This is a genomic window from Specibacter sp. RAF43 (genome assembly GCF_052114065.1).
In the GTDB taxonomy this organism is placed as follows: domain Bacteria; phylum Actinomycetota; class Actinomycetes; order Actinomycetales; family Micrococcaceae; genus Specibacter.
In genome coordinates this window covers 179895-201829 of record NZ_JBFREA010000004.1, presented here as the reverse complement: position 1 = coordinate 201829, position 21935 = coordinate 179895, and the positions used below count along the sequence as shown (strand labels likewise).

Annotated in this window: 20 protein-coding genes and 1 pseudogene; 16 read left to right on the top strand and 5 right to left on the bottom strand. The window is 60.8% G+C overall.

Annotation, left to right across the window (positions count from 1 at the left end):
• Positions 1-2 precede the first annotated feature (2 nt).
• The 9 genes and pseudogenes from AB4Y80_RS04155 to AB4Y80_RS04115 all read left to right on the top strand — a co-directional run bounded on the left by AB4Y80_RS04155 (position 3) and on the right by AB4Y80_RS04115 (position 8929).
• A complete protein-coding gene (locus tag AB4Y80_RS04155; protein ID WP_442212071.1) occupies positions 3-965 on the top strand; it encodes an enoyl-CoA hydratase/isomerase family protein in 963 nt (320 codons plus the stop codon).
• Complete coding sequence (locus AB4Y80_RS04150) at positions 962-2548, top strand: class I adenylate-forming enzyme family protein (RefSeq protein ID WP_442212070.1); 1587 nt, start codon at positions 962-964, stop codon at positions 2546-2548. Before AB4Y80_RS04155 ends, AB4Y80_RS04150 begins: the two co-directional genes overlap by 4 nt.
• A complete protein-coding gene (locus AB4Y80_RS04145; protein ID WP_442212069.1) occupies positions 2545-3378 on the top strand; it encodes an enoyl-CoA hydratase/isomerase family protein in 834 nt (277 codons plus the stop codon). Before AB4Y80_RS04150 ends, AB4Y80_RS04145 begins: the two co-directional genes overlap by 4 nt.
• A gap of 3 nt (positions 3379-3381) precedes the next feature.
• Complete coding sequence (locus AB4Y80_RS04140; protein ID WP_442212068.1) at positions 3382-4581, top strand: LLM class flavin-dependent oxidoreductase; 1200 nt, start codon at positions 3382-3384, stop codon at positions 4579-4581.
• A 4-nt stretch (positions 4582-4585) separates the two neighbouring features.
• Positions 4586-4915: a hypothetical protein gene (locus AB4Y80_RS04135; RefSeq protein WP_442212067.1), complete on the top strand. Its 330-nt coding sequence runs from the start codon at positions 4586-4588 to the stop codon at positions 4913-4915.
• Positions 4916-5396: 481 nt separating this feature from the next.
• Positions 5397-5609: a hypothetical protein gene (locus AB4Y80_RS04130; protein ID WP_442212066.1), complete on the top strand. Its 213-nt coding sequence runs from the start codon at positions 5397-5399 to the stop codon at positions 5607-5609.
• 287 nt (positions 5610-5896) lie between these two features.
• A pseudogene (locus AB4Y80_RS04125) lies at positions 5897-6674 on the top strand (SDR family NAD(P)-dependent oxidoreductase).
• A gap of 265 nt (positions 6675-6939) precedes the next feature.
• Entirely contained in the window at positions 6940-7512 is a 573-nt protein-coding gene (locus AB4Y80_RS04120; protein WP_442212065.1) for a site-specific integrase, read from the top strand.
• A 652-nt stretch (positions 7513-8164) separates the two neighbouring features.
• Complete coding sequence (locus AB4Y80_RS04115) at positions 8165-8929, top strand: hypothetical protein (RefSeq protein ID WP_442212064.1); 765 nt, start codon at positions 8165-8167, stop codon at positions 8927-8929.
• A gap of 33 nt (positions 8930-8962) precedes the next feature.
• Here the strand turns inward: AB4Y80_RS04115 and AB4Y80_RS04110 are convergent, their stop codons facing one another.
• Positions 8963-9331: a hypothetical protein gene (locus tag AB4Y80_RS04110; protein WP_442212063.1), complete on the bottom strand. Its 369-nt coding sequence runs from the start codon at positions 9329-9331 to the stop codon at positions 8963-8965.
• Between the two features lie 144 nt (positions 9332-9475).
• Here AB4Y80_RS04110 and AB4Y80_RS04105 point away from each other — a divergent pair, with 144 nt between their 5' ends.
• Together AB4Y80_RS04105 and AB4Y80_RS04100 are read left to right on the top strand one after the other, a co-directional pair.
• Positions 9476-10231, top strand: coding sequence for a hypothetical protein (locus AB4Y80_RS04105; protein ID WP_442212062.1), 756 nt, complete (start codon positions 9476-9478; stop codon positions 10229-10231).
• Entirely contained in the window at positions 10228-11253 is a 1026-nt protein-coding gene (locus AB4Y80_RS04100) for a hypothetical protein (RefSeq protein WP_442212061.1), read from the top strand. Before AB4Y80_RS04105 ends, AB4Y80_RS04100 begins: the two co-directional genes overlap by 4 nt.
• Positions 11254-11457: 204 nt before the next feature.
• Here AB4Y80_RS04100 and AB4Y80_RS04095 read toward each other — a convergent pair whose 3' ends face one another.
• Positions 11458-12549, bottom strand: a complete 1092-nt coding sequence (locus AB4Y80_RS04095; RefSeq protein WP_442212060.1) for a tyrosine-type recombinase/integrase — start codon at positions 12547-12549, stop codon at positions 11458-11460.
• Between the two features lie 198 nt (positions 12550-12747).
• On the opposite strand from AB4Y80_RS04095, the gene AB4Y80_RS04090 reads away from it, so the two are divergent.
• The 5 genes from AB4Y80_RS04090 to AB4Y80_RS04070 all read left to right on the top strand — a co-directional run bounded on the left by AB4Y80_RS04090 (position 12748) and on the right by AB4Y80_RS04070 (position 19268).
• A complete protein-coding gene (locus tag AB4Y80_RS04090) occupies positions 12748-13011 on the top strand; it encodes a helix-turn-helix transcriptional regulator (RefSeq protein ID WP_442212059.1) in 264 nt (87 codons plus the stop codon).
• 140 nt (positions 13012-13151) lie between these two features.
• Positions 13152-14747: a hypothetical protein gene (locus AB4Y80_RS04085; RefSeq protein ID WP_442212058.1), complete on the top strand. Its 1596-nt coding sequence runs from the start codon at positions 13152-13154 to the stop codon at positions 14745-14747.
• 309 nt (positions 14748-15056) lie between these two features.
• A complete protein-coding gene (locus AB4Y80_RS04080; RefSeq protein ID WP_442212057.1) occupies positions 15057-16217 on the top strand; it encodes a plasmid recombination protein in 1161 nt (386 codons plus the stop codon).
• A 1167-nt stretch (positions 16218-17384) separates the two neighbouring features.
• The gene (locus AB4Y80_RS04075; RefSeq protein WP_442212056.1) at positions 17385-17765 is read left to right on the top strand and encodes a hypothetical protein; all 381 of its coding nucleotides are present in this window, start codon (positions 17385-17387) and stop codon (positions 17763-17765) included.
• 735 nt (positions 17766-18500) lie between these two features.
• Positions 18501-19268, top strand: coding sequence for a zinc finger domain-containing protein (locus tag AB4Y80_RS04070; protein WP_442212054.1), 768 nt, complete (start codon positions 18501-18503; stop codon positions 19266-19268).
• A gap of 189 nt (positions 19269-19457) precedes the next feature.
• On the opposite strand, the gene AB4Y80_RS04065 is transcribed toward AB4Y80_RS04070, so the two are convergent.
• The 3 genes from AB4Y80_RS04065 to AB4Y80_RS04055 form a co-directional block, all read right to left on the bottom strand.
• On the bottom strand, positions 19458-19811 hold the full coding sequence (locus tag AB4Y80_RS04065) for a hypothetical protein (RefSeq protein WP_442212053.1): 354 nt from the start codon (positions 19809-19811) through the stop codon (positions 19458-19460).
• A gap of 119 nt (positions 19812-19930) precedes the next feature.
• A complete protein-coding gene (locus AB4Y80_RS04060; protein WP_442212051.1) occupies positions 19931-20956 on the bottom strand; it encodes a hypothetical protein in 1026 nt (341 codons plus the stop codon).
• 339 nt (positions 20957-21295) lie between these two features.
• The gene (locus AB4Y80_RS04055; RefSeq protein WP_442212050.1) at positions 21296-21610 is read right to left on the bottom strand and encodes a hypothetical protein; all 315 of its coding nucleotides are present in this window, start codon (positions 21608-21610) and stop codon (positions 21296-21298) included.
• Positions 21611-21935 lie beyond the last annotated feature (325 nt).

Below are 21935 nucleotides of genomic sequence, written 5' to 3'. Positions count from 1 at the left end.
GTATGAGTCTGACCTTAATTGACGAGAAGGAGTTCACGTACACGATCGGGGACTTCACGAGCACCTCTCCTGAGGGGGCCGTGCAGTACTGGAAGGACCCCGAGCGCAGTCTCGTGCGCATCGTGTTCAACTCCCCGGACACGATGAACGCGCTTCCCGTGGCGTCGTTCGTACGTGTCTCGGAGCTCGTTCGCCGCGCCGACGCTGACGAAGAGGTCAAGGTCATCGTGTTCGCTGGCGTGGGTACCGCTTTCGGTGTCGGAGCGCACGTAAACGAACTCGGGCGGTACATCGGGTACGGCGAGGCCGGCTCCAAGCCGCCGAGCCAGCTCCGGCGGATGCTGCCGGACCGCGAGGTCATCTTTGGTGGCACCGGATACGAGCAGACCATCGCGCGATCGCTCAAGGTCACCATCTGCGAAGTACAGGGGTACTGCTACGGCGCACACTACCAGTTTGCGCTGGCGTCCGACATCGTCGTGTGCTCGGACGATGCCTCGTTCGTGCACCCGGCCTGGCGCTACCTGGGCCCAATCACGAACTTTGCCCAGCTGACGGACCTCATCGGGCTTCGGAAGGCGAAGGAGATGGTGCTGACCGCCCGACCGCTCAACGCCAAGGAGGCAGAGGACTACGGCTTCGTCACACGGCGTGTGGAGAAGCCTGAGGACATCGGCCCTATCGTCAACGAGTACATTGAGGCCTTGTCGGTCATGCCGCTCGACGGCATCGCCATGGGTAAGAGCATTTTTGACATCGTAATGGACGCCCGCGGCTTCGGAATCGGTGAGCAGCTCGGCGTTGTCGGTCACACTTGGATGACCAACCAACGCCTCCGGGAGGGGGAATGGAACTTCCTGAAGGCCCGGCGCGACAAGGGAGTTCGGGGTGCGGTCCAGGAGCGCGACAGTCTCGTTCCTCCCTACTTCCGGATGGGCTCGACTCGAGAGTCGGTAATGGAGTGACCCACAGATCTCTTGCCAAGGCCCGCGAGGCGATCGCAACCCTTCCGGACCTTCTCGACTTCCGGGCAGAGCACGACCCTGGCCGCTGGGCGGTCCATGCTGACGGATTTGCGTCACTGACCTTCAAGCAGCTGCGCGAGCAGTCGCATGAGGTCGCGCGCAGTCTTGTCGATGCGGGGCTGCGGCCCGGCGACAGGGTCGGACTCTACGGTGACGGAACACCCGACTTCTTGGTGTGGATGTTCGGTTGCTGGATCGCGGGGTGTGCGGTGGTTCCCAGCAACGGGGGCATGACCGCCACGGAGGTCGCTCACTCCTTGGACGACTCCGGGGCGCGTCTGTTGGTGGCGGAACCGGAGAAGTTCGAGGTGATCTCATCCGATGACAGAGTCTCGGTTCCCGTCTGGGAGCTTGGTCTGGGATCGTCGAGGAATGGAGCGCTGCCGACGCCCTCGACGGTTCCTCCGGGCGTGCCTGACGACTGCCTCGTGCTATACACGTCCGGCACCACGGGACAGCCCAAAGGCGCACTTCGTTCGCATAGCTCAACGATCTTGACGATGCAGAACCAGGCTCGTGGTCTCGCGAAGGATCCTGGTCCGCTCTCTGCCGAGCGCGGCGCCTCGTCCCCGAATATCGTGTGTCTGCCAATCGCCAACACCGGTGGGTTCTTCGCCGCTGCCTTCGCCATCTGGGCAGGGCGGCCCATGGTGATCATGAAGAAGTTCGTGCCCGAGCGCTTCTGTGGACTCACGCATGAGTACTCACCGACGCACATATTCATGACGCCGACCATGTTCATCATGCTGCTCCAGCTCGACAGCGAAAACAGCCTTGCGTCATCTGTGCGCTTCGGGATGTGCGGCGGAGCGCCGCTCCCTTCCTCCCTGGCGCAGCGGTTCGAGGCGCGTTTCGGCGTGCCCATCATCCAGGTGTATGGGCAGACGGAATCCGGTTTCATCGCTGGCGGCGATCCGCGTGACATCGGCACCGACGGCTGGCGTCCCGGGGCCATCGGACGGCCGTACCCGGGCGTTGAGCTGTCCATCCGCGCCGATGATGGCTCAGAGGTCGAGACCGGCGCCGTGGGAGAGGTCCACGTGCGGAGCGCCGGACTCATCGACAGTTATCTGAACCGACCTGAGGCATCGAGCGAGCTCAAGCTCGAGGACGGGTGGCTCGTCACCGGCGACCTCGGCTACGTCGATGCCGAGGGGTATCTCTTCCTCGTCGGTCGGTCACGCGAGATGCTCATCAGTGGGGGGTTCAACATCTACCCTGCGGAGCTCGAGGCCGCCATCAGCGAGCACCCTGAAGTTGACCTGGTCGCCGTCTTTGGTGAACCGGACGACCGCCTCGGCGAGAAGCCGCACGCCGCGTTCACCCGGTGTCCAGGCTCGAGCTTGTCCGCGGAAGACCTCTTGGTCTTCGCTCGGAAACGGCTGGCGCGGTGGAAGGCCCCGCGGACGGTGACTCGACTCGACGTCATGCCGATGGTCGCGAATGGGAAGATCGGGCGATCGCAGTTGCCCGAAGCCGTGCTCGACGCGTCGGACAGTGCGCCGGCGGATCGCTCGTCATGACTAGCCACGAGCTTTCTGTCGCTGGTGTCGCCGTGACAGTCACGGACTCCGTTGCCCGGATCGTCCTCGACCGACCGGACCGGGCCAATGCCATCGACCTCGACACCGCGGCCCGCCTGCGACAGGTCCTTGCCGAGATCGGTGAAGATTCAGCCGTGTCGGTGGTTGTCCTCGCCGCAAACGGTCGGACTTTCTGCGCTGGCGGGGACTTGTCGGCGATGCTCGACCCGGACTCCGCGGACCAATACCTGCGCCGAGCGGCGGACGAAATGGGCGGTGCCGTGCTGGACCTGCTCAGCATGCCGCAGCCTGTCGTCGCCTCCGTTTCCGGATCGGTCGCTGGTGCCGGTCTCGGTCTCGTCCTCGCCTCGGACGTGGTCATCGCGCAGAACGGTGCCAAGTTCGTCGGCGCATATGGCGCCGTAGGACTTACTCCGGACTGCGGAGTCTCAGTCCTGCTTCCTCGAAAGGTCGGTCCCGGCCTTGCGAGCGATATGCTGCTGACTGGCCGAGTACTTACGGCGACGGAGGCGTGCAGCGTCGGACTCGTGAATCGGGTGGTCCCGCTCGAGGAGTTACCACGGGCAGTTGACGATGTCGTCACTCGACTAGCCCACGTCCCGACTCACGCTGTCCGGCGCACCAAAGCATTGCTCTCGGGCGACCTCGACGAGGTGGCTCGAGCCATTGACCTCGAGTCCGCCGCCATCGCGGAAGCCGTCATCCATCCGGAGTCGAAGGCGCTGATCGAACAGTTCCTCGACACCACCTACGCCTCATCCCGCCGGCACCGCGAGGCCAGCGGCACGCTCACAGAAATTGGAAGGTAGACCATGAGCAACATCAGGTTCGGAGCTTTTTTCGCCCCCTATCACTCGCTGGATAAGAATCCGACGCTCCAACYGCGTCGCAGTATCTCGATCGCGCAACATCTGGACGAGGTCGGGTTCGACGAGGTCTGGTACGGCGAGCACCATTCCCAAGGCATCGAAATCATCGGGGCCCCGGAGATGATGCTCGCGGCGGTGGCTGAGCGGACTGAGCGCATCAAGCTCGGCACCGGCGTCGCGTCGCTCCCGCTACACCATCCACTGCTGCTCGCCGATCGCATCTGCCAGCTCGACCACCAGAGTCGTGGACGAGTCATCCTCGGAACTGGCCCTGGCAAGACGCCCGTCGACTCACACATGCTCGGACTCGACCAGAGCGAGCAACGCCGCATGCAGAACGAGGCACTTGAGGTCATCATCCCGTTGCTTCGGGGGGAGACCGTCAGCCGCGACACCGATTGGTTCAAGCTCCGTGATGGACGACTTCAGCTGCTTCCGTACTCACCTGACGGCATCGAGGTCGTTGCAGCCTCGACGGCGACACCGTCTGGACCCGCCATGGCAGGAGAGCACGGCTTATCGCTGTTGTCGCTTGCCGCTGGCGATCCGTCCGGCTATGAAGCGCTCGACACGAACTGGAAGATCTACGAGGAGCAGTCCGCCAAGTTCGGCCACGCCGCGAACCGTGCCAATTGGCGCCTCGTGTCACCGATGTTCCTCGCCGAAACAACGGAGGAAGCACACCGAGCAGTTCGCTCCAAGGTCGAGTTCATGGGCCACTACCTGGAGAAGCTGCTAGGCATCACGTTCGCATGGGCAAGGAGTGCCGATTCGACCATCGAGCAGTGGACTACCGAGGGTGTCCCCGGCTTCGGTCGTGCAGTTATCGGTACTCCTGACCACGCGATCATGCATCTGAACTCACTCGTGGAGAAGACAGGGGGTTTTGGTACGTATCTCATCAACTCGTGGGACCTTGCCTCGTTCGATGACACGAAGCGAAGCTTCGAGCTCTTCGCGTCGGACGTTTTCCCCGCCTTCCAGCAGAGCAACGTCAACCGAAGGGCCAGCTATGAGTTCCTTGGGCAGCATCAGGAGCGTCTGTCGAAGGACCTCGTCGATGCCATGTCGAAGGCCAGGGTGCAATACTACGGCGACGAGGCGGCCGGAAGGGTTGAGAACTACCCTGGCTCAGGCCGATGAATGCGTGGACGGTGTGATCATCCGCGTGGCCGTGGCCGACGACGTCGTTGATCTGAGGCTTGTCGAGCCTGATGATTTCAGGTCCTTCCATGTTGAAGCCAAAGAGGCTCAAGAACTTGCACGAGCCGGCGAACGCCTACTGGACGTCGATGGCGGCCCGGATGGTCCGATGGCCTGCGCCGTCCCGATCACCTTGATCAGGGAGCTCGCAGGCGAGCGAGCAGCAGACCCGGACTGGCACACGGGGCTCGAACAGATGATCTCGTACGCGGGCTCGAAGGGCTGGCTCCTTGAGCGTGGGACAGCCGTGCGCGCACACGTCAAGATCGCCTGATGAATCGCGAACAGACAGAAGGCGGGTGTCACAGGTGAAGGAGGACTCGCCGGGCCGGTCGGGTTGGTCACCGGCGCAGGAAGAGGACAGGGGCGGTCACACGGATTGGCGCTCGACGCGGAGCGGCGTCGGTCGCGGGTGTCGGACAACGGGCGCGATCTCGAGAGCGTCCCCTACGGCCTGGGCACCAGTGGCGAGTTGAACGGGACCGTCCGGCTCATCCAAGATGCTGGATCCGATAACGGATACCCACGCATTCCGCTTCGAGAAAAAAGACCTTATCGAAACCCGTAGGCGTCCCGCCATTGGCACCTTCGGTGACGGACGTTTTCGCCAGGGAACACTTTGGTTCCCGAACCGGAATCCCCATCTCTAAGCGATACGAGGCGTTCGCAATAAAGTGCTAGGCAGTCCTAGTACTTTAGATAGGGTCCCACTCCAGAGCCGTCATCCTGACGCCCGTAAATCGGATCGGTGAACAATGGGCAACAACGAAAAGATCGTCCTTCTCGATGGGGCGCGTACCCCGATTGGCAGCTTTGGTGGGGTTTTCAAGGACGTGCCCGGGTTCGAGCTGGGTGCCACGGCCGTACGGGCTGCCCTGCAACGCTCAAGGATAGAGGCAGCGGAGATCGACGAGGTCGTCATGGGATGCGTCGGCCAGGTCGGCCCCGATGCCTACAACGCATCGTGACCATGTGCATCGGCGGGGGCCAGGCCCTCGCCACCCTCTTCCGCCGGGTCTCTTAACGGCACAGCCAACATGCAGGGACGCAGCCCTCCCCAACAGCGACATCACCGGCAAGAGTGCATTTGCTTGGTCAGGCATGAATGCACAATTCCGGAAGTCGATCAACAGACGCTCTACATCAATTACGACCAATCGATGTTTCAGCGACCCTTGGACATGCCGGGCAGCCCGGCTGCCCGGCTGCCCGGGGTGAACCGTCGTACGGTGGTCAGAAAACTTCAGGAGTCATCATGGATATTGCTAATAAATCAGCGCTTGTTACCGGGGGGCTTCGGGTCTGGGCCTGGCTACGGTACGCCGTTTCGTGGAAGCGGGTGGATCTGTGGTGATTGCGTATTTACCCTCATCCGACGGGGAGCTCATCGCCAAGGAGCTCGGAGACGGGGCGAGATTTGTGCCCACGGACGTCACCAACGAGGCTGATGTCCAGGTCGCCGTAGATGCGGCTTCCGGGCTCGGCGGTCTGCATGTTGTGGTGAACTGCGCCGGCATCGCCGGCGCCGTTCGTGTTGTCGGCAAAAAGGGCCCGCATCCGCTGGCCGGTTTCCGAAGATCATCGAGATCAACCTGATCGGCACCTTCAACGTCATCCAGCTGGCAGCAGCGCGGATGATCGAGGAACCCACGGATGCCGAGGAGCGAGGCGTCATTATCAACACCGCATCAGCGGCAGCCTTTGACGGGCAGATCGGGCAGATCGGGCAGATCGGGCAGGCGGCCTACGCGGCGTCCAAGGCGGCCGTGGCCGGCATGACGCTCCCGATCGCGCGCGACCTTGCCGAGCACAAGATACGGGTCATGACCATCGCCCCCGGATTGTTCCATACTCCGATGTTCGATTCACTCCCCGCCGAGGCGGTCGCCTCCCTTGGTGCTCAGACACCCCATCCGTCGCGGCTGGGAACACCTGAAGAATACGCTGCCCTGGCCGCCCACATCGTCGAAAACCCCATGCTCAACGGTGAGACCATCCGCCTCGACGGTGCCATCCGCATGGCGCCGCGCTGACATGTTCACTCCGCACTCTCGTCAATTGACCGCAACGTCCAATTTTCACATGGAATGCACGCACGTTCCACTTAGTGCTGGTGAATCAAGTCCCCGGCCAAATTTCCACAGGTGCACGTGCTTCGGGAACCTTGGTGACGTTGAGTGCCAAAGACCGAGTGTATGCTGCCCCGGAGCAGATCAGTGCCGAGCGCCGGCCGACCGTGTTCGCGATAAGTCGGGGCGATGGGCAGGTTTCCGGTCTTCCCCATGCAGATGACCAAGAATGTATGTGACGCGCTGGCTCAAACAGATCGGCCAGTCATATACCGGTCTGCGATGGGGTGAGGTTACGGGCCTGCGGGTAAAGGACGTGAATCCTCTCCGGCGTCGGCTCAACGTCGTGCAGAACGCCGTAGCCGTGGGCTACAAGATCGAGGTGGGCACGCCCAAAACCCACAAGAAGAGGTCCGTCCCCTTCCCTGCATTCCTGGCTGACGCACCGACTGAACAAATAGCAGGGAAGAAACCTGACGATCTGCTGTTCCCCGAGGAGGGTGGGGGGTACCTGCGACGGACGGGGACGAGTCACACAAGCAATGGCTGGTTCATCAAAGCCGTGGTGCGTGCTGGTCTGCCTCACCTGACGCCCCACGACCTGCGGCATACGGCGGCCTCTCTCGCCATCTCAGCCGGAGCAAACGTGAAAAGCGTACAAGCGATGCTCGGCCATGCATCGGCGACGATGACGCTCGATACCTACGCGGATCTCTTCCCGGACGACCTCAATGCTGTCGCGGTAGCGCTCAATGCGGCAGCATCACAACGCATTGCGCTCAAAGTGCGCTCACAGGACTGAAATCTTAAAGATGAAAGGCGCCTACTTCGCTGCGAATTCAACGATGTAGACGCCTTTTCAATTGGCGGTGACGGTGGGATTTGAACCCATTTCAGCGGTCAATTGAGTTCAAGGTGCTGCGTCAAGGGTCCCGTAAAATCAGCGATCTGGGCCACTTTGCTCACAGGCAATCACGTGTGCTCACAGGTACTCCTGCACCAAAATGCACCACGGGCAGTCATTCACGGGAGGGGCTGCTCGTACCGGATTTTCGATGATCCTGTCTGGAGAACTGGCCAGGGAAGGACTCAGGAGTGGCAGCCTCCAGCAATTGGTTGACCAGGGCATGGACTGCCAGCCAAGGCTCTTCCCGTGGGTCGTGGCCTGGGGCTGCGCTTTGAGCCGCTTCCTGGGTCAGCTCTACCACTGCCTCGAGACCGGGAACCCTTCGACGAAGCGAGAGCCTTCGTACACGCCGCAACCGGACCGAACGATTGGGACTGACCCGGCCGGCGCAGTCGGGTGAAATGAGTGTCATAGATCCATTCACCTAGCTCAAGAGCGGACCCTTCTTGGATGCCTCGACGCCGTGTCGATATGCTGTGGCATGCGACCGCCCAATTTCGAATCAGAGTTTGCCCCACACGAAGTTCCGGACCTTACCGGTGCGCGCATGACGAACAAGGACCTCGACGCCGAGGTCGCGAAGGTTCCCGAGCACGAGCGTGTCGAGATCTCGCAGCAGAACCTCATCCTGGGGGTCGTGAAGGGCTTCTACTTCGCGAAGTATTTCTTCCGGAAGACAAACGCTGTGGACTACGAAGGTGACGATCGGCTCCAGGGGACTTTCGGCTATCTGTCGCACCAGATGCTCAAGCAGGCCGTCATCTCGGTCGCGACGACGATCGACCTGACTACGGGGAAACCGGTGGACGGGAAGAAGCCGCCTGGCAGGACCGCGTCCATGCCTCACCTGCTCGAGAGGATAAAGAAGACGCTGGAAGACCTCGACACGGACGCCAGCGCCGAGCTCGAGCTCGTCGAGCACATCAGAAAATCCATGGACCCCCAGAAGCATCTGACGCTGGAGTACGTGCAGTACATGCGCAACAAGTGGGCCGGGCACGCGTCAATGGACCGCAGATTCGACACGTGGATGCAAGCCAATGACAGCCCAAGCATCCCGGCCGTCGAGGCGGCGCTCGTACGGATCGTGAACGCCTATGAGGATTTCTCGGACCTGGTGGAGATGAGCGACACCCTCACGGAGAAGACCAAGAAACCGCAGCAGACGCCGACGATCAACGCGGATGGCCAGAAGACCCGGAAGATGACCGTGGACTGGTCGAGCATCCGCACCTTCGCGCCGCTCCTGAGGGAGAGCAGTCAGAAGGAAGTCGATCACTTCTTCGAAACGCTTTCGTCGTCGGTGGCATAGCACACTCGCCGACGCCGGGCTACCCTATCCGGTTCAGTCTTCGTCGGCTGTGGGTCCGGCAGGAAAGTCGGAGATCGTGGCCAGAAACGCGTCGGACACGACGTGCGGGTTGTCGTCATTGCCGATCAGCTCGATGAGGATCGCGTCGTCGCTGCATTCGAGCACCCTGTACTCAGCGCCGGTCCTAAACTCGAGCCCCTGGTCATCCGTGCCGTCGGCCCCGACAGCAAAGACCTTGTCCTTCAGCTCGCACGGGGCCTTGCGCCTCTTGATCGCGTTCTTTAGCGCGCCAATTCCTCGCTTGCCGCCGGCCTCGGTCGTCCTGCCGATGACGTATCCAGCCCCCAACGTCGTCGCCAGCAGCCCCACGGGCCCGCCTACCTTCTTCGCAAGGGTCGTCATCAATTGATAGTTCCCGAGATTGCCCACTGTCGCCTCTCATCGTCGTGCATGTCAGGCAATTCTATCGGCGTGAATACACTTGGTTCCGGCGGTCAGCACCAGAGGACGGGACCGCGACCCGTCTCACCAGCAGAAGAGGGCAACATGGCACCAAAGATAGGCCCCGAGACGATGCTCGCCGAATGGCTCCTCGTCGAGACACTCGCCGACGTCCGACGGCGGAGCGAAGATCCGGGCGCGCGGAGCCGCTACGAATTGCTCGGGATCGCACCGCTCCTGCGCAAGCTCCTCATCGACGGCCGTCCCCTCCTCAACACTGTTCGGGCCGCTCGCCCGGAGGTGCCGACGAAGTTCCGCATCAGGCAGTGGAGCGCTCCGGAGGACGGTCAGCGCGGAGAAGATTTGCCGTACTTCCTCCGGCTCGGCGGTCCCGAGCTGATCGGTGGGCCCGAGGACCCGGCGCTGCGGAAGTTGGAGCAATTTATCGGCGCGAGGGTGGGCATGGCCCAAGGACGACCGCTGACCGTCCGCGAGGTGGTGAAGTACTATGCCAACGTGGAAGGCGGCGTTCACTTCGGCGTGCCCAAGGAAAACGCCCAGAGCGTCCTGAGCCAGATGGCTCCCATGCTCCCGGGGCGATCGACCGGCCACATCGAGATCCTCGCCTACCTCGGCGCGATCGTAGTGGACGCGCTGACGCCGCTGTGTGAGTCGATCCTCGCCTCGCCCCTGATCGACACGCGCATGCACCAGCTCAACGACCGCGGCTTCTTCGACGGCCACTGGACTGCGGACCACTACGCGCCACTACGCGAAGACCGATCAAGGGCGATAGACAATGTTGGCTCAGTTTTCGTCGGGGCCCGACTGTCGTCAGCGACAGGGACAATGGTGCCGTGAGGGGTTTCAACTTCTTCGAGGCAATTCCCGCCGACTTCCCAAAGGCACCAACCAAGGTGTCGTCGCGCACCTTTCGGGGCGCCATCGAGGAGGCGCTCATCCATACCTATACGCGGAGCGACCTCGAGACGGTATTCGCCGAGGAGCTTCGGCTTCCATGGCCGGAGACGGAGCAGCAACCAACCCACGCGGACTACTCCAAACGTGATGTCATCAAGACATACACCGCGGGCTGGGATCTCACCCGCCTCGTGGCCCTTGCGCGACGCATCGTCGCCGAGCTTGAGGTCACCGGCGGACTCCTCGCAGATCTCACCGCTCTAATCGCGGAGTACGACCGTGGCGGAGGCGTCGGGACGCCGGCGAAGAACCTGATCTTTGCTGCGAACGGACCCAAACCCGAGTTGGTGCTGCGCGACGCCGTCAACAACGATATCGAGATCGTCCGCAACGGCGAGTACTGCCTCGTCTACGACCAGCCGATCCCTGCTGATGGCCTGACATTCAGCAATCTAATCGAGTGGTGGAGAGAGCATGAGGGCTTCGAAGACACGATCCCAGCAAGGGACGTCGGAGTGGATCTGCACAAGCGCCTGAGGGCTTCTCTGGGAAACAACACGGTTGAACTCCGCGTCTTCGACGCCTATGCGGCACGCTACAAGGACGGCCAGTTCGACATCCCGGCACTGATCCCACAGGTCTACTTGCACTTCGACCCCGCGATCCAGTCGGTTCGTCGATCTGCTGGCCAGAGCGGCAGCCCGTTGGCACGGCAGCGGATGGACTTCCTCATCCTGTTCTCGAGCAGACATCGTGTGGTCCTCGAGGTCGATGGGAAGCAGCACTACGCGCACGGCGATACTGCGAGTCCAGCCCTCTACAGCGAGATGGTCTCCGAGGACCGACGGCTTAGGCTCGCCGGCTACGAGGTCTACCGGTTTGGCGGGGCCGAGTTGATGAAGGGCGGTGCAGACAAAATGGTCGCCGAGTTCTTCGACCAGCTCGCCGAGCGCATGCGCTGAGAGAAAATTTGGCGTCCTGAGATCGGTCGGTTCCCAGCACCCTCGACAGACATCCCAAATCGACCTGTCCAGCTACTCACAGGTGACACGGCTCAAGAAGGCCGGATTGAAACTCGATAGGGACAACAGGTTCATCGATGTTCATTGCCGCGTCGCTATATTTCGGTGACCTTCTTCATAGGTAGCGTCAAAGGTCTGTTGGTCTCATAATTGCTCAAGCCGTTGCCGACTGAGGGCGTCAACAACGTTGTCCAGATCATCGGGGAATAGTGCGGCGTACGTGTCTAGGGTGACCTTGGCCGATTTGTGGCCGAGCATCCTCTGGACGACTTTCACGTTTGCCCCAGCGCTGATAGCGAGCGACGCAGCGGTATGCCGCAGATCATGAGGCGTGACGCGCCGGAACGTCGTATCCGCTGCCTGGGCACGCTTCACTGCCCCCGCGAACCAGCCTGAAGCCGCGTTGCCTGGCCGTAGGTATCCGTTCTCCTCAGAGTTCCACAGGCGGTCTTCCTGACCTTTGTCAGTGCATGCAGCCGTGACCGCGGTGTCGAGGAAGTCCGGGTATGCCACCGTGCGTTTCTCGTGGCTCTTGACGCTTCCCAAGATGGCCTTGCCGTTGACTTCAGCAACGGCTTCACGGATGTTTACCCGGCGCGTTGTAGTGTCCACGTTTCGCACCCGCAACGCCGTCGCCTCTCCCCAACGCAGGCCTGTATAAGCAAGGAATCGTACAAGGTCAGGGTGCCGTGAAGTGAGTGCCAGCGCCTCGACCTGGGCATGAGACAGAAACACCTCGTCAGGGATCGGTTTCTTCTTGATCGTGAGGTCTCGCGCCGGGTTCTTCGTGATTCGGTTGTCTTCGACGGCGTGGTCGAGGACGCCGGCTAGGAGGTCACGAACACGGGCAATAGTCGTGTGAGAGCGCTTCTCACCAAGTTCGTTTAGCCATGCCTGCACGTCGCGCTTGGTGATTGCACCGACCGCGTAATTGCCCCATCTAGGTTTGACATGGATCCGCCAAGCGCTTTCCACCGAGTGGTAGCTGGATGCTGTGATCTTCGGCTTGTGCTGTTCGAGCCACTGGGCGCCCAGCTCCGAAATGCTGGCTTTCGCGTCCGTGCGGTTGACGTAGGCGCCCTTGAGTTTGGATACCTCAACAGTCGCGAGATGGGCTTCGGCATCGCGCTTCAGCTTGAATCCTCGCTCGTGCCCCCGGGTGCCGTCCGGTTTTGTGTACCAAACCTCGTACAGCCTGCCCTTGGTTTTAGTGCTGTACGGCTTGACTGTGCCCATGTCGCCCCCGTGGGTATGGCTTCTATTGATCAGTTGTGAGTATATGTGGCTGAGCGTGTGTATACTGGCCGCAAGTCCTGAATTCGTGAAAAGGGGCCCAGGGTCAACAGGCTCGTTGTCGAGTGGATACGCCAAGCAACCGCTAATGGGTTCGGCTACAGATCCTCTTGAAAGCATCGCTTTCGAGAGGAATTTTTTATGTCGGCATCCACCGCCGTCAGCACGGAACTGCTTGACTCGCCCGTCCGTCCCGTCAGCACTCCGCTGCTCGACTCGCTCGTCGCCCCCGTCACCTTGGCCGAGCGCCTTGGCACGACTGAGCGCAGCTTGAGCGAGTGGCGTATCAAAGGCCGTGGCCCCAAGTTCATTCGCGTGGGCCGAAGCGTTCGTTACCGCCCGGAGGCCGTTGACGCCTGGCTGCTTGGCCAGGAGTACGCGAGCACCTCTGAGGAGGTGCGTTGATGCCTCACGTTGTTTCATCAAAAAGCCCTGTGGAAACTGTGGTTTCAACGTCCCTCAACCTCGCTTCTTCCACGGAAATGCAGGGAACTGGGGCGGGGGGTACTGGGCTTGTGCCCCCCGCCAGGCACACTGTGGAAAGTGTGGATTTGGCCCCGTATTCCACAGCCGCTCTTGAAGACCACTCGACCGAGGCGGCCAACGTTGCCACTTCACCGGCTCCCGACCCATACGGACCCGGCGGTGAATGGCACTATGCCGAAAGCCTCAAGGGCCGCATCTTCATGATCACCACAGACTGGGTGCACCCGGATACCGGTGATGTCATCATCACGCCGGCGAAGGTGGCGGAGGTCGTCGCCCGAAAGGGAAACCTGCGTACGGCTTGGGTTAGCCACGACAAAGACCTCTATACCGCCGAGGACTTGGAAGTGAATCCTCGGTCCGTGGTGGGGCAGCCGAAACCTGGGCACGCCCACATCGTGGAGGAACGGAGGAATGTGACGAGCGTGGCCGCCGTAGCCCGTGCCTACGGAGTAGCGCCAAACTTCGTCCAGATGAAGAGGGGCCACGGAGTGTTTCTCGACCTCGTGGAGTACCTGACGCATGAGCATCCAACGCAGCAGGCGCTTGGCAAGCACCGCTACCACGACTCGGAGATCCAGGCGAGCTTTGGGTTCCGTATCGAGGTCGACGAGCATGTCGAATCACGTTCAGTGGGAGGCAAGAAACGCAGCTCGAAGATCTTGGATCAACTCATGCTGGCCGTGATGCATGGGGAGAAAACATTGCGGCAGCTCCGCAAGGAAAACCCGCTTGAGTACGCGCGCAATCTGCGCAAGTTCCATGACTTGCGCCGCGATTTCATGTTGTCGAGCCCACCGCCGAGTATCCGGGTGAACTACTACATCCATGGTCATTCAGGGACCGGGAAGTCGGTCCTAGCACGCATGCTTGCGAGGGCGCTATACCCAGATCTCGATCCCGAGGAGTGCTATTACGACGCCGGTGACCCGAAGGTCATGGCGCAGAACTACGGCGGTCAACCCGTCATGATCCTGGATGACTACCGGCCCGGGGACCTGACCATCGGATTTGGTAGCCGCACGTCAGTCTGGCGGGCGTTCGACACCTCACCCGGTCGGGCCGATGTGAACATCAAGCACGGTTCGGTGCGGATGGTCCAGGCAGTCAACATCGTCACCGGAGTGGTGCCATACCGAGAATTCCTGACGAAACTCGCCGGCAGCTACAAGGGCGCCGACGGGACGGAACACGAGGCCGAGGATGATCGCCAGGCATTTCGACGCTTCCCTTTCGTCGCGGAGGTGACCTCAGAGACGTTTGACTTCTACGCCAACGAAGGGTTCTTCGATGGAACAGACGAGTATCGAGAATTCCGGCAACTCTTCACCATGAAGTGCAGCATGCGAAAGCTAGCCGTAGCGCTTGACTCCATCGAGTCGGAGGAGGGCAAGGAGGCGTTTCGGGTCGCCCTCGGAGACAAGGTCCTCGGCGGGATGATCGCGGCCCATCGTGACGTGCGGCCGAGGGGCTCACTCTTGGCCGCAGACGCCATCGCTGGGCTCGACACAGTGGAGCTGCTCACCGGCACCGCGATGGAGGCCGATAAGGCCACCCGCGCCATTGAAACAAAGGTGGGGGCGGAAGAAGCGGCAGCAGCCGAGGCGGCTCGTTGGGAGGTGTCTGGTGAAGGCACCGCGACGTACACCGGCTGACGGCCGGGACCTCCCCGAATCGCGACCAGCGCGTCGGGGAGCCCGGGGTGCCCGACAAGGGCACCCTCGCCTAGCGCAGTTCGGCGGAGCCCCGCAGGGCACCAGGAACTTTGAGGAGCGAAGCGAATCAGAAGTGTATGGGGCTACACCTTCTTCTGCCGCGCAGGAGACCGTCACCCTCCCGAAGGAGCATAGGGGTGACGGTCGGATAAGTGGCAGGAGAAGCCCCTCGGGAGAGTCGCCGAAGGCTCCGGGGGATGCCGCGTCGAAGACGGGGCATTCCCCGGAACACGTCGAGAGGAACGAAGAATGAGTTACACGATGACGTTCGACGCGTCGCACAAAGTGGGACGCGGAGGCGGACACGCGCAGAGCTTTTTTCGGCATATCGCGCGTGACGTCGATTTGGAGGCGGGGTTCCAGTTCACGCACGCGAACAAGAACATCGTGCCCGAACGCACGAAGCTCAATGTCACCCAAGTCAACGACGGCGCCGGCGGCTTTCGGAAGCCCCGCTCTATCGAAGGCAGACCGCCGTCCCAAGAGCTGAACGACTACCTAAGCAGCCGCCTCGCGACGGTAGAGAAGTCTCTGCGCAAGGACGCCGTGCTGATGCGCGGCATCATCCTTCAACTGGATCCGAAGTGGTTCGATGAGCACAACCCCGACTGGCACGAGAATGGACTCAGCAAGGAAGCGCTGAAGTACATGGGGGCTTCGCTGGACTGGGCCTGCGAGGAGTTCGGCCAGAACAACATCGTCGGCTTCTCGGTGCACTTGGACGAATACAACCCACAGCTCCAAGTGCTGTTCACACCGGTCACGAATGATGGACGCCTCGCGCAGAAGGACTTCTTCAAAAACCCCGCCGATTTGAAGCGTCAGCACACTGAACTACGCCAGCACATGGAGGCCACCGGGTACGACGTCGAGCACCGAGTTACGGAGCGCTCGACCGAGCACCTCAGCAGCAGCGAGTTCCAGGCGAAAGCAGACCGGATACGCGATGCAGCCCAGGACATCGAGGACGAAAAGGCGGCGTACGAGACCCTGTTTGTCAGCATGGGGAACCGGGAGCGCAACCTTGACGGTAGAGAGTCAAGCCTCGCCAAGAAGGAGCTCGAGCTCGCCGAAGCGGCCGCAGACGCGCGCCAGGCCGTCGAGGCGGCCCGCGCCGCCGAACGCACCGCGAGAGCGTCCCAAATCGCCGCGCAGCGGGCGTGGCAGGAAGCGGAGCGCGAGCGCGACCTCCTGCGCGCGACAAAGGACAGACTGGAACAGCTGCCGCCGGACGTTGATCGGTGGCTCGACAAGGTGAAGTGGAACGGGAAGCCAGCTCGAGAGTATTTCGACAAAGACATGGCAAATGTCCGCGCAAAGAGGGTGCAGGTTCGTCGGCTCATCGATGGAGACGGACCGCGTCGGAAGCCCGGTGACTTTGAAGCGCAAGCCGGAGAGGTGTCAATGTAGGTGACATGAATAGTGAAAGCACCGACGACGTCCCCACCGACCCGTTCGTGCACTGGTGCGAATCGTGTGGCCGCGAAGAATCGCTCGACTCGCGCGATGCCTACAAGGCCGGCTGGGACTTCCCTCCCCACATGGGCACCTGGGGCGTGGTCTCACCACGCACATGCCCAAACTGCCCGATCCAGACGACAGCGTCGTGGGCGCTTGCGGTGGAGGAGCGCAGCATCGACAAGGTAACACCTCAAAACCGGTGGATCGGTTTGGGAAGAGTGACCATTTTCTGGACAACGGCTGGCCACTGCTGGCCGCGATGTGGGCATCTTCTGTCCCCGCACTGGCCAGGATGGGGCCAGTAGGTGGTCCCGCGTTGTCAGGGTCTCTTTTCACTGTGGGTGGGCATGAAGTGTCCAGCGCTCGGCCCAGCGGTGGTCATTAGGCGTCCACGATTTCCACGACAGTGGCTCCGCGGCGCACTTTCCGCTTCGTTTTGGGCGGACGTTGACCATGTCCTGGCCAGAACCTGGACAGCAGCTGCCCAAGCATCATGACCAGAAAATATCGCAGAGGCTCATTTACGAGCAAATCGGCGAGAATCATGCATCGCGAAGTTTGTGCGAATCATTTTCCATAATACGAATCATTTTCCATAAACGGAGCAAGGAAAAAGCGAAGACCCTGAGACCGAACCGACGGTCTTGCCGGGCAGCACTTGCATTGACTTCCTTGCTTGTCTTGAGAGCCTGGACATCGACAATACTGGCTGGCCGGCTGCGCCAGACTCACTCCTATCCTTAGGTTCGTCGCTGGGCGCCAACGCACAGACTCATGGGCATCTGCAGTGCGCAGTGTGTGAACCGTTGGTGACGGAATGGCCGTGAAACGTCCCGTAGGAGACTGGCTTTCGCTTAGGAGTGGTCTGAGTGGTAGTCGAACAAGATTGCGCGTTTGGCTTTCGGGGTTGGTTGGCGTGGGCCCCAGCCAGATGCCCCGCCAGTCCGGTTTCGCTTGCCGGCAGCGGCAGCAATTCATGTGGTTCGGAGTAGCGGGCCACAGTTGACAGAGGTTTTCACTATTCGGCGGATCGGACTGCATTGCCTAGTTGCAAAATCATTGCAATTCAGTTGCTTTCTTGTTGCCGAATACTGATGGATCTGAGAGCATGACCCTATGGGAGCATCAATTCGAAATGATATCCATGCCGAGTCAACCAGGATGAATATTCACGACCTGGTGCGAGAGCTGAACAAGAACGTGGGCGCAACTGCCGTCCAGACCATGGCCGGAGTGAAAGACCGGACTTCCCCTTTCAAGTGGGCCAAGCCGGACGGTCCGGAACCTCGCCCTGAGGTTGATGCTCGATTGCGCCTTGGTTACCGCGTGTGGAGAACGCTCGAAATGGCTGAGGGCAAGCACGTCGCATTGGTGTGGTTGATGGGGGCAAACCCGCGCTTGGATGAAGAACTACCTGTTCTGTACATCCAACAGCAGCGCACGCGCGACGTCATGGGTGCAGCCGAGGCCTTCGTCAACGATAGCTACTCTGCCTGATCGCCACGCTCGGCCGGCGGTTCAATACCCGTCATCGGATTGCAGACGTACCCTCCATGCACGTGCTCGCCTAAGGTGTTCTTTGATTCCTGCGCTACGGTGCTACGGCGCTACGCGCGGTGAAAACGCTCATGGACAGGCAAAAAACGAAAATGCTATGCAGCGCTACCCCCGCGTTGATATGCGCTACGGGTCATCGATCGCTGCCCCGAATCGTTGACGTACAGCCCCGGGCGGCGGTGATGCGATAGCGTGATGGACGGTGGGCCGGCTACACCAAGCGCACCTTTGGTTTAATGCGAGGCGCTCGGCGCCACCCGGGTTGCCCTCGCCGGGGTGCGGACAACCTGTTCCGCGCACCGAAGCACTAGAACCGGTGCTATGGAAACTGGCCCCTCAGAAGCTCAGAGTAGGGGGGGTAACACGGTGATGCCTGGCCGCCCGGTAGCGTTGCGGAAATTGCTACGCTCTGAAGTGGGCAGGGCATTTAGGACTAGGAGCGGAGGTTCAAGCCGCGGTTGTGTATTTTGTCACAGCATGCCTGCTGCTCAACGATTGGTTTATTCTCGTCTTCGAGCATTTAGCGGGCGCATCGCATACTCAATGAAAAAAGGGAGTCCGCCCTGTAGCGCTATGTTTGCTGTCATGAATCAAGGTAATAGACCAAATGCCGTCCTTGGCACTATGCGAGGCGTCGTTCACACCCACCTGCAAGGACTCGTCTCCCGAGAGCCGATGCTTTTGCGACTCAAGTGGCAGATGGCTGCATCGGATGGCGATTTAGTTGCGGCCTTCCTCAACGAGATTCAAGAAGACCCGACCCTGGAAGCTGATCTCGTCGAAGACATAACGAGCACCTTCACGGACAACGTACAACACTGGAAGTTCCCCGAGGAACACAAACTTTCCAGTCCGCTTACCGACGCGTTGGAATGTACGTTTCCGGAACTGGTCAACTCCGTCTATAGGGCTGCTGTCGGCTTGAGGCGCGTCCGCGCCATGCTTATTGGTGTGAACGTCCGCCTCAATCTTCGCGGCGCCCATAGATCCATGGGAGAAGCGCTAAACCTGGTCATTGGGGAATTGGAACTGTTGAGCCTTGCAGGCGAGCACGTGGCCACCGACGCTCCGCTTCGATCATCCTTCCCCGAAGAGGAAGATGACGGACGTGGTCCATGGTCTTCTCCTGCTGGTGAGCCGCTGTCTCCGAAGCAGATTGTATGGCTGGCAGATCTCTGCCGCAAGCACCCCGATTCTTCCATCGGGTATGCAGACGGAATCAGCGCACATTCAACACCTCCTCAGCTGGTTACAGAGCGAATCAAAGCCAGAAAGGACCGGCTGATCCGGACCCAGCAATATCGGGAGATTGAAGAACAGATGCGAAAAGCGATGGCCCAATCTTGCCCGCGATGCAACAGCGCACCGGGCGAGTTTTGTCGCAGCAGAGCAGGAAAAGAGACAACGATGCACAAGGGGCGATACACGATGGCGGCTGGATAAAGCCTCGTTGCCAGTACAAGCATGATGTCGAGCTACATAGGTTCTGTGCCGGCGGGAGGCCCACAGAGGCCATGGGTATTCGCCCACGCTTGCAATGCAACGACTTGGATTAATGCCAGCAAGGGTTTAAAAACAAAGTCAGCGGGAAACACTCTGGGGTTGAGCGGTGACGCCTAGCCCGGCATCGCTTCAGTCCTCAGACTGTGACTCACCGGTCTGCCGGATGACTTTCTTGACAACAGGCTTGAGAGGACGCCACTCGACGCCGCTTCCTTGCCAGTAACGGTCAAAGTCGGCCTCGATCTCGGACTTCAGGTCGTCAAGTTCAGCGTAGACCGCCTGCTCGACTTTGGTCAGACTTGTGCCCCTCATCTGCTCCTTGAGGACGTCGAGCTTCTCCTGGATACGGCGCAGCGTGATGCCAGCGGCGCGGGTGAAGCCCTCTCGGTGGCCGTCGTCATGATGATCGCTAGTCGTCCGGCGAGCGGACTCCTGAACGGTGTCCATCAAGAACTTGCCTGCCTGCCGGATATGGTCATTCACGTTGGCTTCTCCTATAGGTATTACGGGGCTGGTGATGATCCCGAGTATGTCAGGTCGTCATGGCGGCTCGGGATACGCAAGCGTAGCGCGCGATTGCTCGGCCGATGAGGGGTTCAGCCCTAGAATGGCGGTTCATCACGCGTCCCCCATGGGTTCGGTGGCGTCGGTGGTAGGGCCCCTTCAGGAAGTGGGAGGCTGGTGACGACGTAAAGGTTTAGGATGTCGTCTCGGTCCATGAACATGATCTGGCTGCGCTTAGTGGCATCGAGGGCATTGCCCAGCCAGTTGCGTGCAGCCTTGGTGATTTCACCGCCCGCCACAATGAACGCGTGGTCGACAAGCACGCGGCGGTTGATCTCGGGATCGAAGATTTCATGTGCGAGCATCATGAGCGCTTGGTTATGAATCTCTGCCATGTTGGCATTGCCTGTCTTGGTGACCCCGGACGCGTCGAGTTTTCCTTTTTTCGCTTGTATCCCGAAGTACAAAACGTGCTGGGTTGGCAAGGTGTAGCGCATCCAAATGTCTTTGCCATACTCCAATGCCTTGTCTTTATGCCCCGCTGCCGTGATGCGGTGGTAGCCAAGCTGTCGGAATAGTGGGAGCAGCACGTCTTCGATGAGGTCGTCCTCGCTGCATTGGTTGAGGTAGGCCGTCAGAAGTTGCCGCCGCTCCTGTTCTGCCTTACTCAAGGGTCGGTGCGGGTTTGCAGCGAGGACCGTAACTGTGTTGCTCCCGACATGTCGGAGGTAGCAATGGTCGTCCTCGCCGTAGAACGCCTGGAAACCTTCGCGGCCGAGAATTTCGTTCAGTTGCGCGAGCGCTCTTGGACGATCTGGGCCCTCGTTGAGTCGATCTGCCGGACTCATGAGTTGGTCAATGAGGCGGCAGAACGTCTCAGGGGGGCGTTCAGCGCCCTCATGAGGTTCGGCAAGCATCTCCTCCAGCACGTCGGCCGCCCATCGGTGGCGGGTGGATCCGTCGTGTTGGTAGTCGGTCTCCATCTCCTGGAAGAACTCGGTGATACGCATGCTGGAGCGGTACGGGAAGTACTTGGCCTCGTACTCGTTCTCAGGATCGTCGCGACCAACGTTGCCCACGATGAGCGAGCCAAGGGCTTCTAGGTTGCGGCGACGGAACTTCATGTGGTCATTGTCTCAAGGGGACCAACCAGCAACTCGAAGCCACGCCGATATCAGGCTCCGTCCAGTAATCGGTCGTATTCCAGCCATTTGATAAGAATGGACGCGGCACTCAACGCAGTTTCGTGCCCCTCAAATTCCTCAAACCCGCAAAAAGACCCTGCGCGCCGATAGTGGGGATAAGTGTGATTATCGTGGGTAAAAAACACACCCCTTGAAGTGAGATGGGGCTGAGTTGTAAAAAAGGGAGCGGGAACGCGTTCGGCGCGAGATGACGGGGGAGTAGGCGATCGGACCCACAGCAAACGGATGCCGGGACCCCGATGCGCTCACGTATAGCACTCAGGCATATTTTGGGTCCCAGTGCAGCGGGGCGTCTTCATGCCACCAGCGCTGCAGGGGGGTGAATTCCTCGGGGTCATCGTGCTGGTGGACTCTGTCGACGGCATCACCCAGGGCCTCGCGCTCCTCGGCGGAAAGCTTCAGGATCTGGAAGCGGCCGATGTACAGCCACAGCGTCGCCAGGGCACGCTCTGTGTCAGTTGGAAACGCAGTATCAATTGGTTGCTCAGCGCTGGTTGGTGGTGTTGTGTCGCTGGGTGGGGCAGTGGGGGCCGCAGCAGAGTGCTCGGACGCGGTGGTGTGTTCAGTTTTCATCGGGTGGACCTCTTTCTGGCTATTGCCGGCACGAGTGCATTCGGTGTTGTCGCGGAGTGCTACTGGCCTTCGTGGCCGCCACCGTCATCATCACCATCACCCTCCTCGCCCTGGCCACCGTGGCCGCGGCCAACAGGCGCGAAACCCAGAATCTTTCGGGTCGCTTTCTAGTTGCAGTCGGCCCAGTCTCCGCTGCGCTGGTGTGCAGCCCAGACTTAGCGCTGCTTTGAGTTCCCCACGAGGGCCTATCGTCACTAGGACCAGGCGACACGCAGTTTCTGGTGATCCGGTCGATCGCCCTGGGGCGGGGTTGTCACAACTATAC

Coding starts and splice junctions, on each gene's coding strand:
- AB4Y80_RS04155 (WP_442212071.1), top strand. CDS start 3: ATGAGTCTGACCTTAATTGACGAGAAGGAGTTCACGTACACGATCGGG.
- AB4Y80_RS04145 (WP_442212069.1), top strand. CDS start 2,545: ATGACTAGCCACGAGCTTTCTGTCGCTGGTGTCGCCGTGACAGTCACG.
- AB4Y80_RS04130 (WP_442212066.1), top strand. CDS start 5,397: ATGGGCAACAACGAAAAGATCGTCCTTCTCGATGGGGCGCGTACCCCG.
- AB4Y80_RS04120 (WP_442212065.1), top strand. CDS start 6,940: ATGTATGTGACGCGCTGGCTCAAACAGATCGGCCAGTCATATACCGGT.
- AB4Y80_RS04115 (WP_442212064.1), top strand. CDS start 8,165: ATGACGAACAAGGACCTCGACGCCGAGGTCGCGAAGGTTCCCGAGCAC.
- AB4Y80_RS04110 (WP_442212063.1), bottom strand. CDS start 9,331: ATGACGACCCTTGCGAAGAAGGTAGGCGGGCCCGTGGGGCTGCTGGCG.
- AB4Y80_RS04105 (WP_442212062.1), top strand. CDS start 9,476: ATGGCACCAAAGATAGGCCCCGAGACGATGCTCGCCGAATGGCTCCTC.
- AB4Y80_RS04095 (WP_442212060.1), bottom strand. CDS start 12,549: ATGGGCACAGTCAAGCCGTACAGCACTAAAACCAAGGGCAGGCTGTAC.
- AB4Y80_RS04090 (WP_442212059.1), top strand. CDS start 12,748: ATGTCGGCATCCACCGCCGTCAGCACGGAACTGCTTGACTCGCCCGTC.
- AB4Y80_RS04080 (WP_442212057.1), top strand. CDS start 15,057: ATGAGTTACACGATGACGTTCGACGCGTCGCACAAAGTGGGACGCGGA.
- AB4Y80_RS04075 (WP_442212056.1), top strand. CDS start 17,385: ATGGGAGCATCAATTCGAAATGATATCCATGCCGAGTCAACCAGGATG.
- AB4Y80_RS04070 (WP_442212054.1), top strand. CDS start 18,501: ATGCTTTTGCGACTCAAGTGGCAGATGGCTGCATCGGATGGCGATTTA.
- AB4Y80_RS04060 (WP_442212051.1), bottom strand. CDS start 20,956: ATGAAGTTCCGTCGCCGCAACCTAGAAGCCCTTGGCTCGCTCATCGTG.
- AB4Y80_RS04055 (WP_442212050.1), bottom strand. CDS start 21,610: ATGAAAACTGAACACACCACCGCGTCCGAGCACTCTGCTGCGGCCCCC.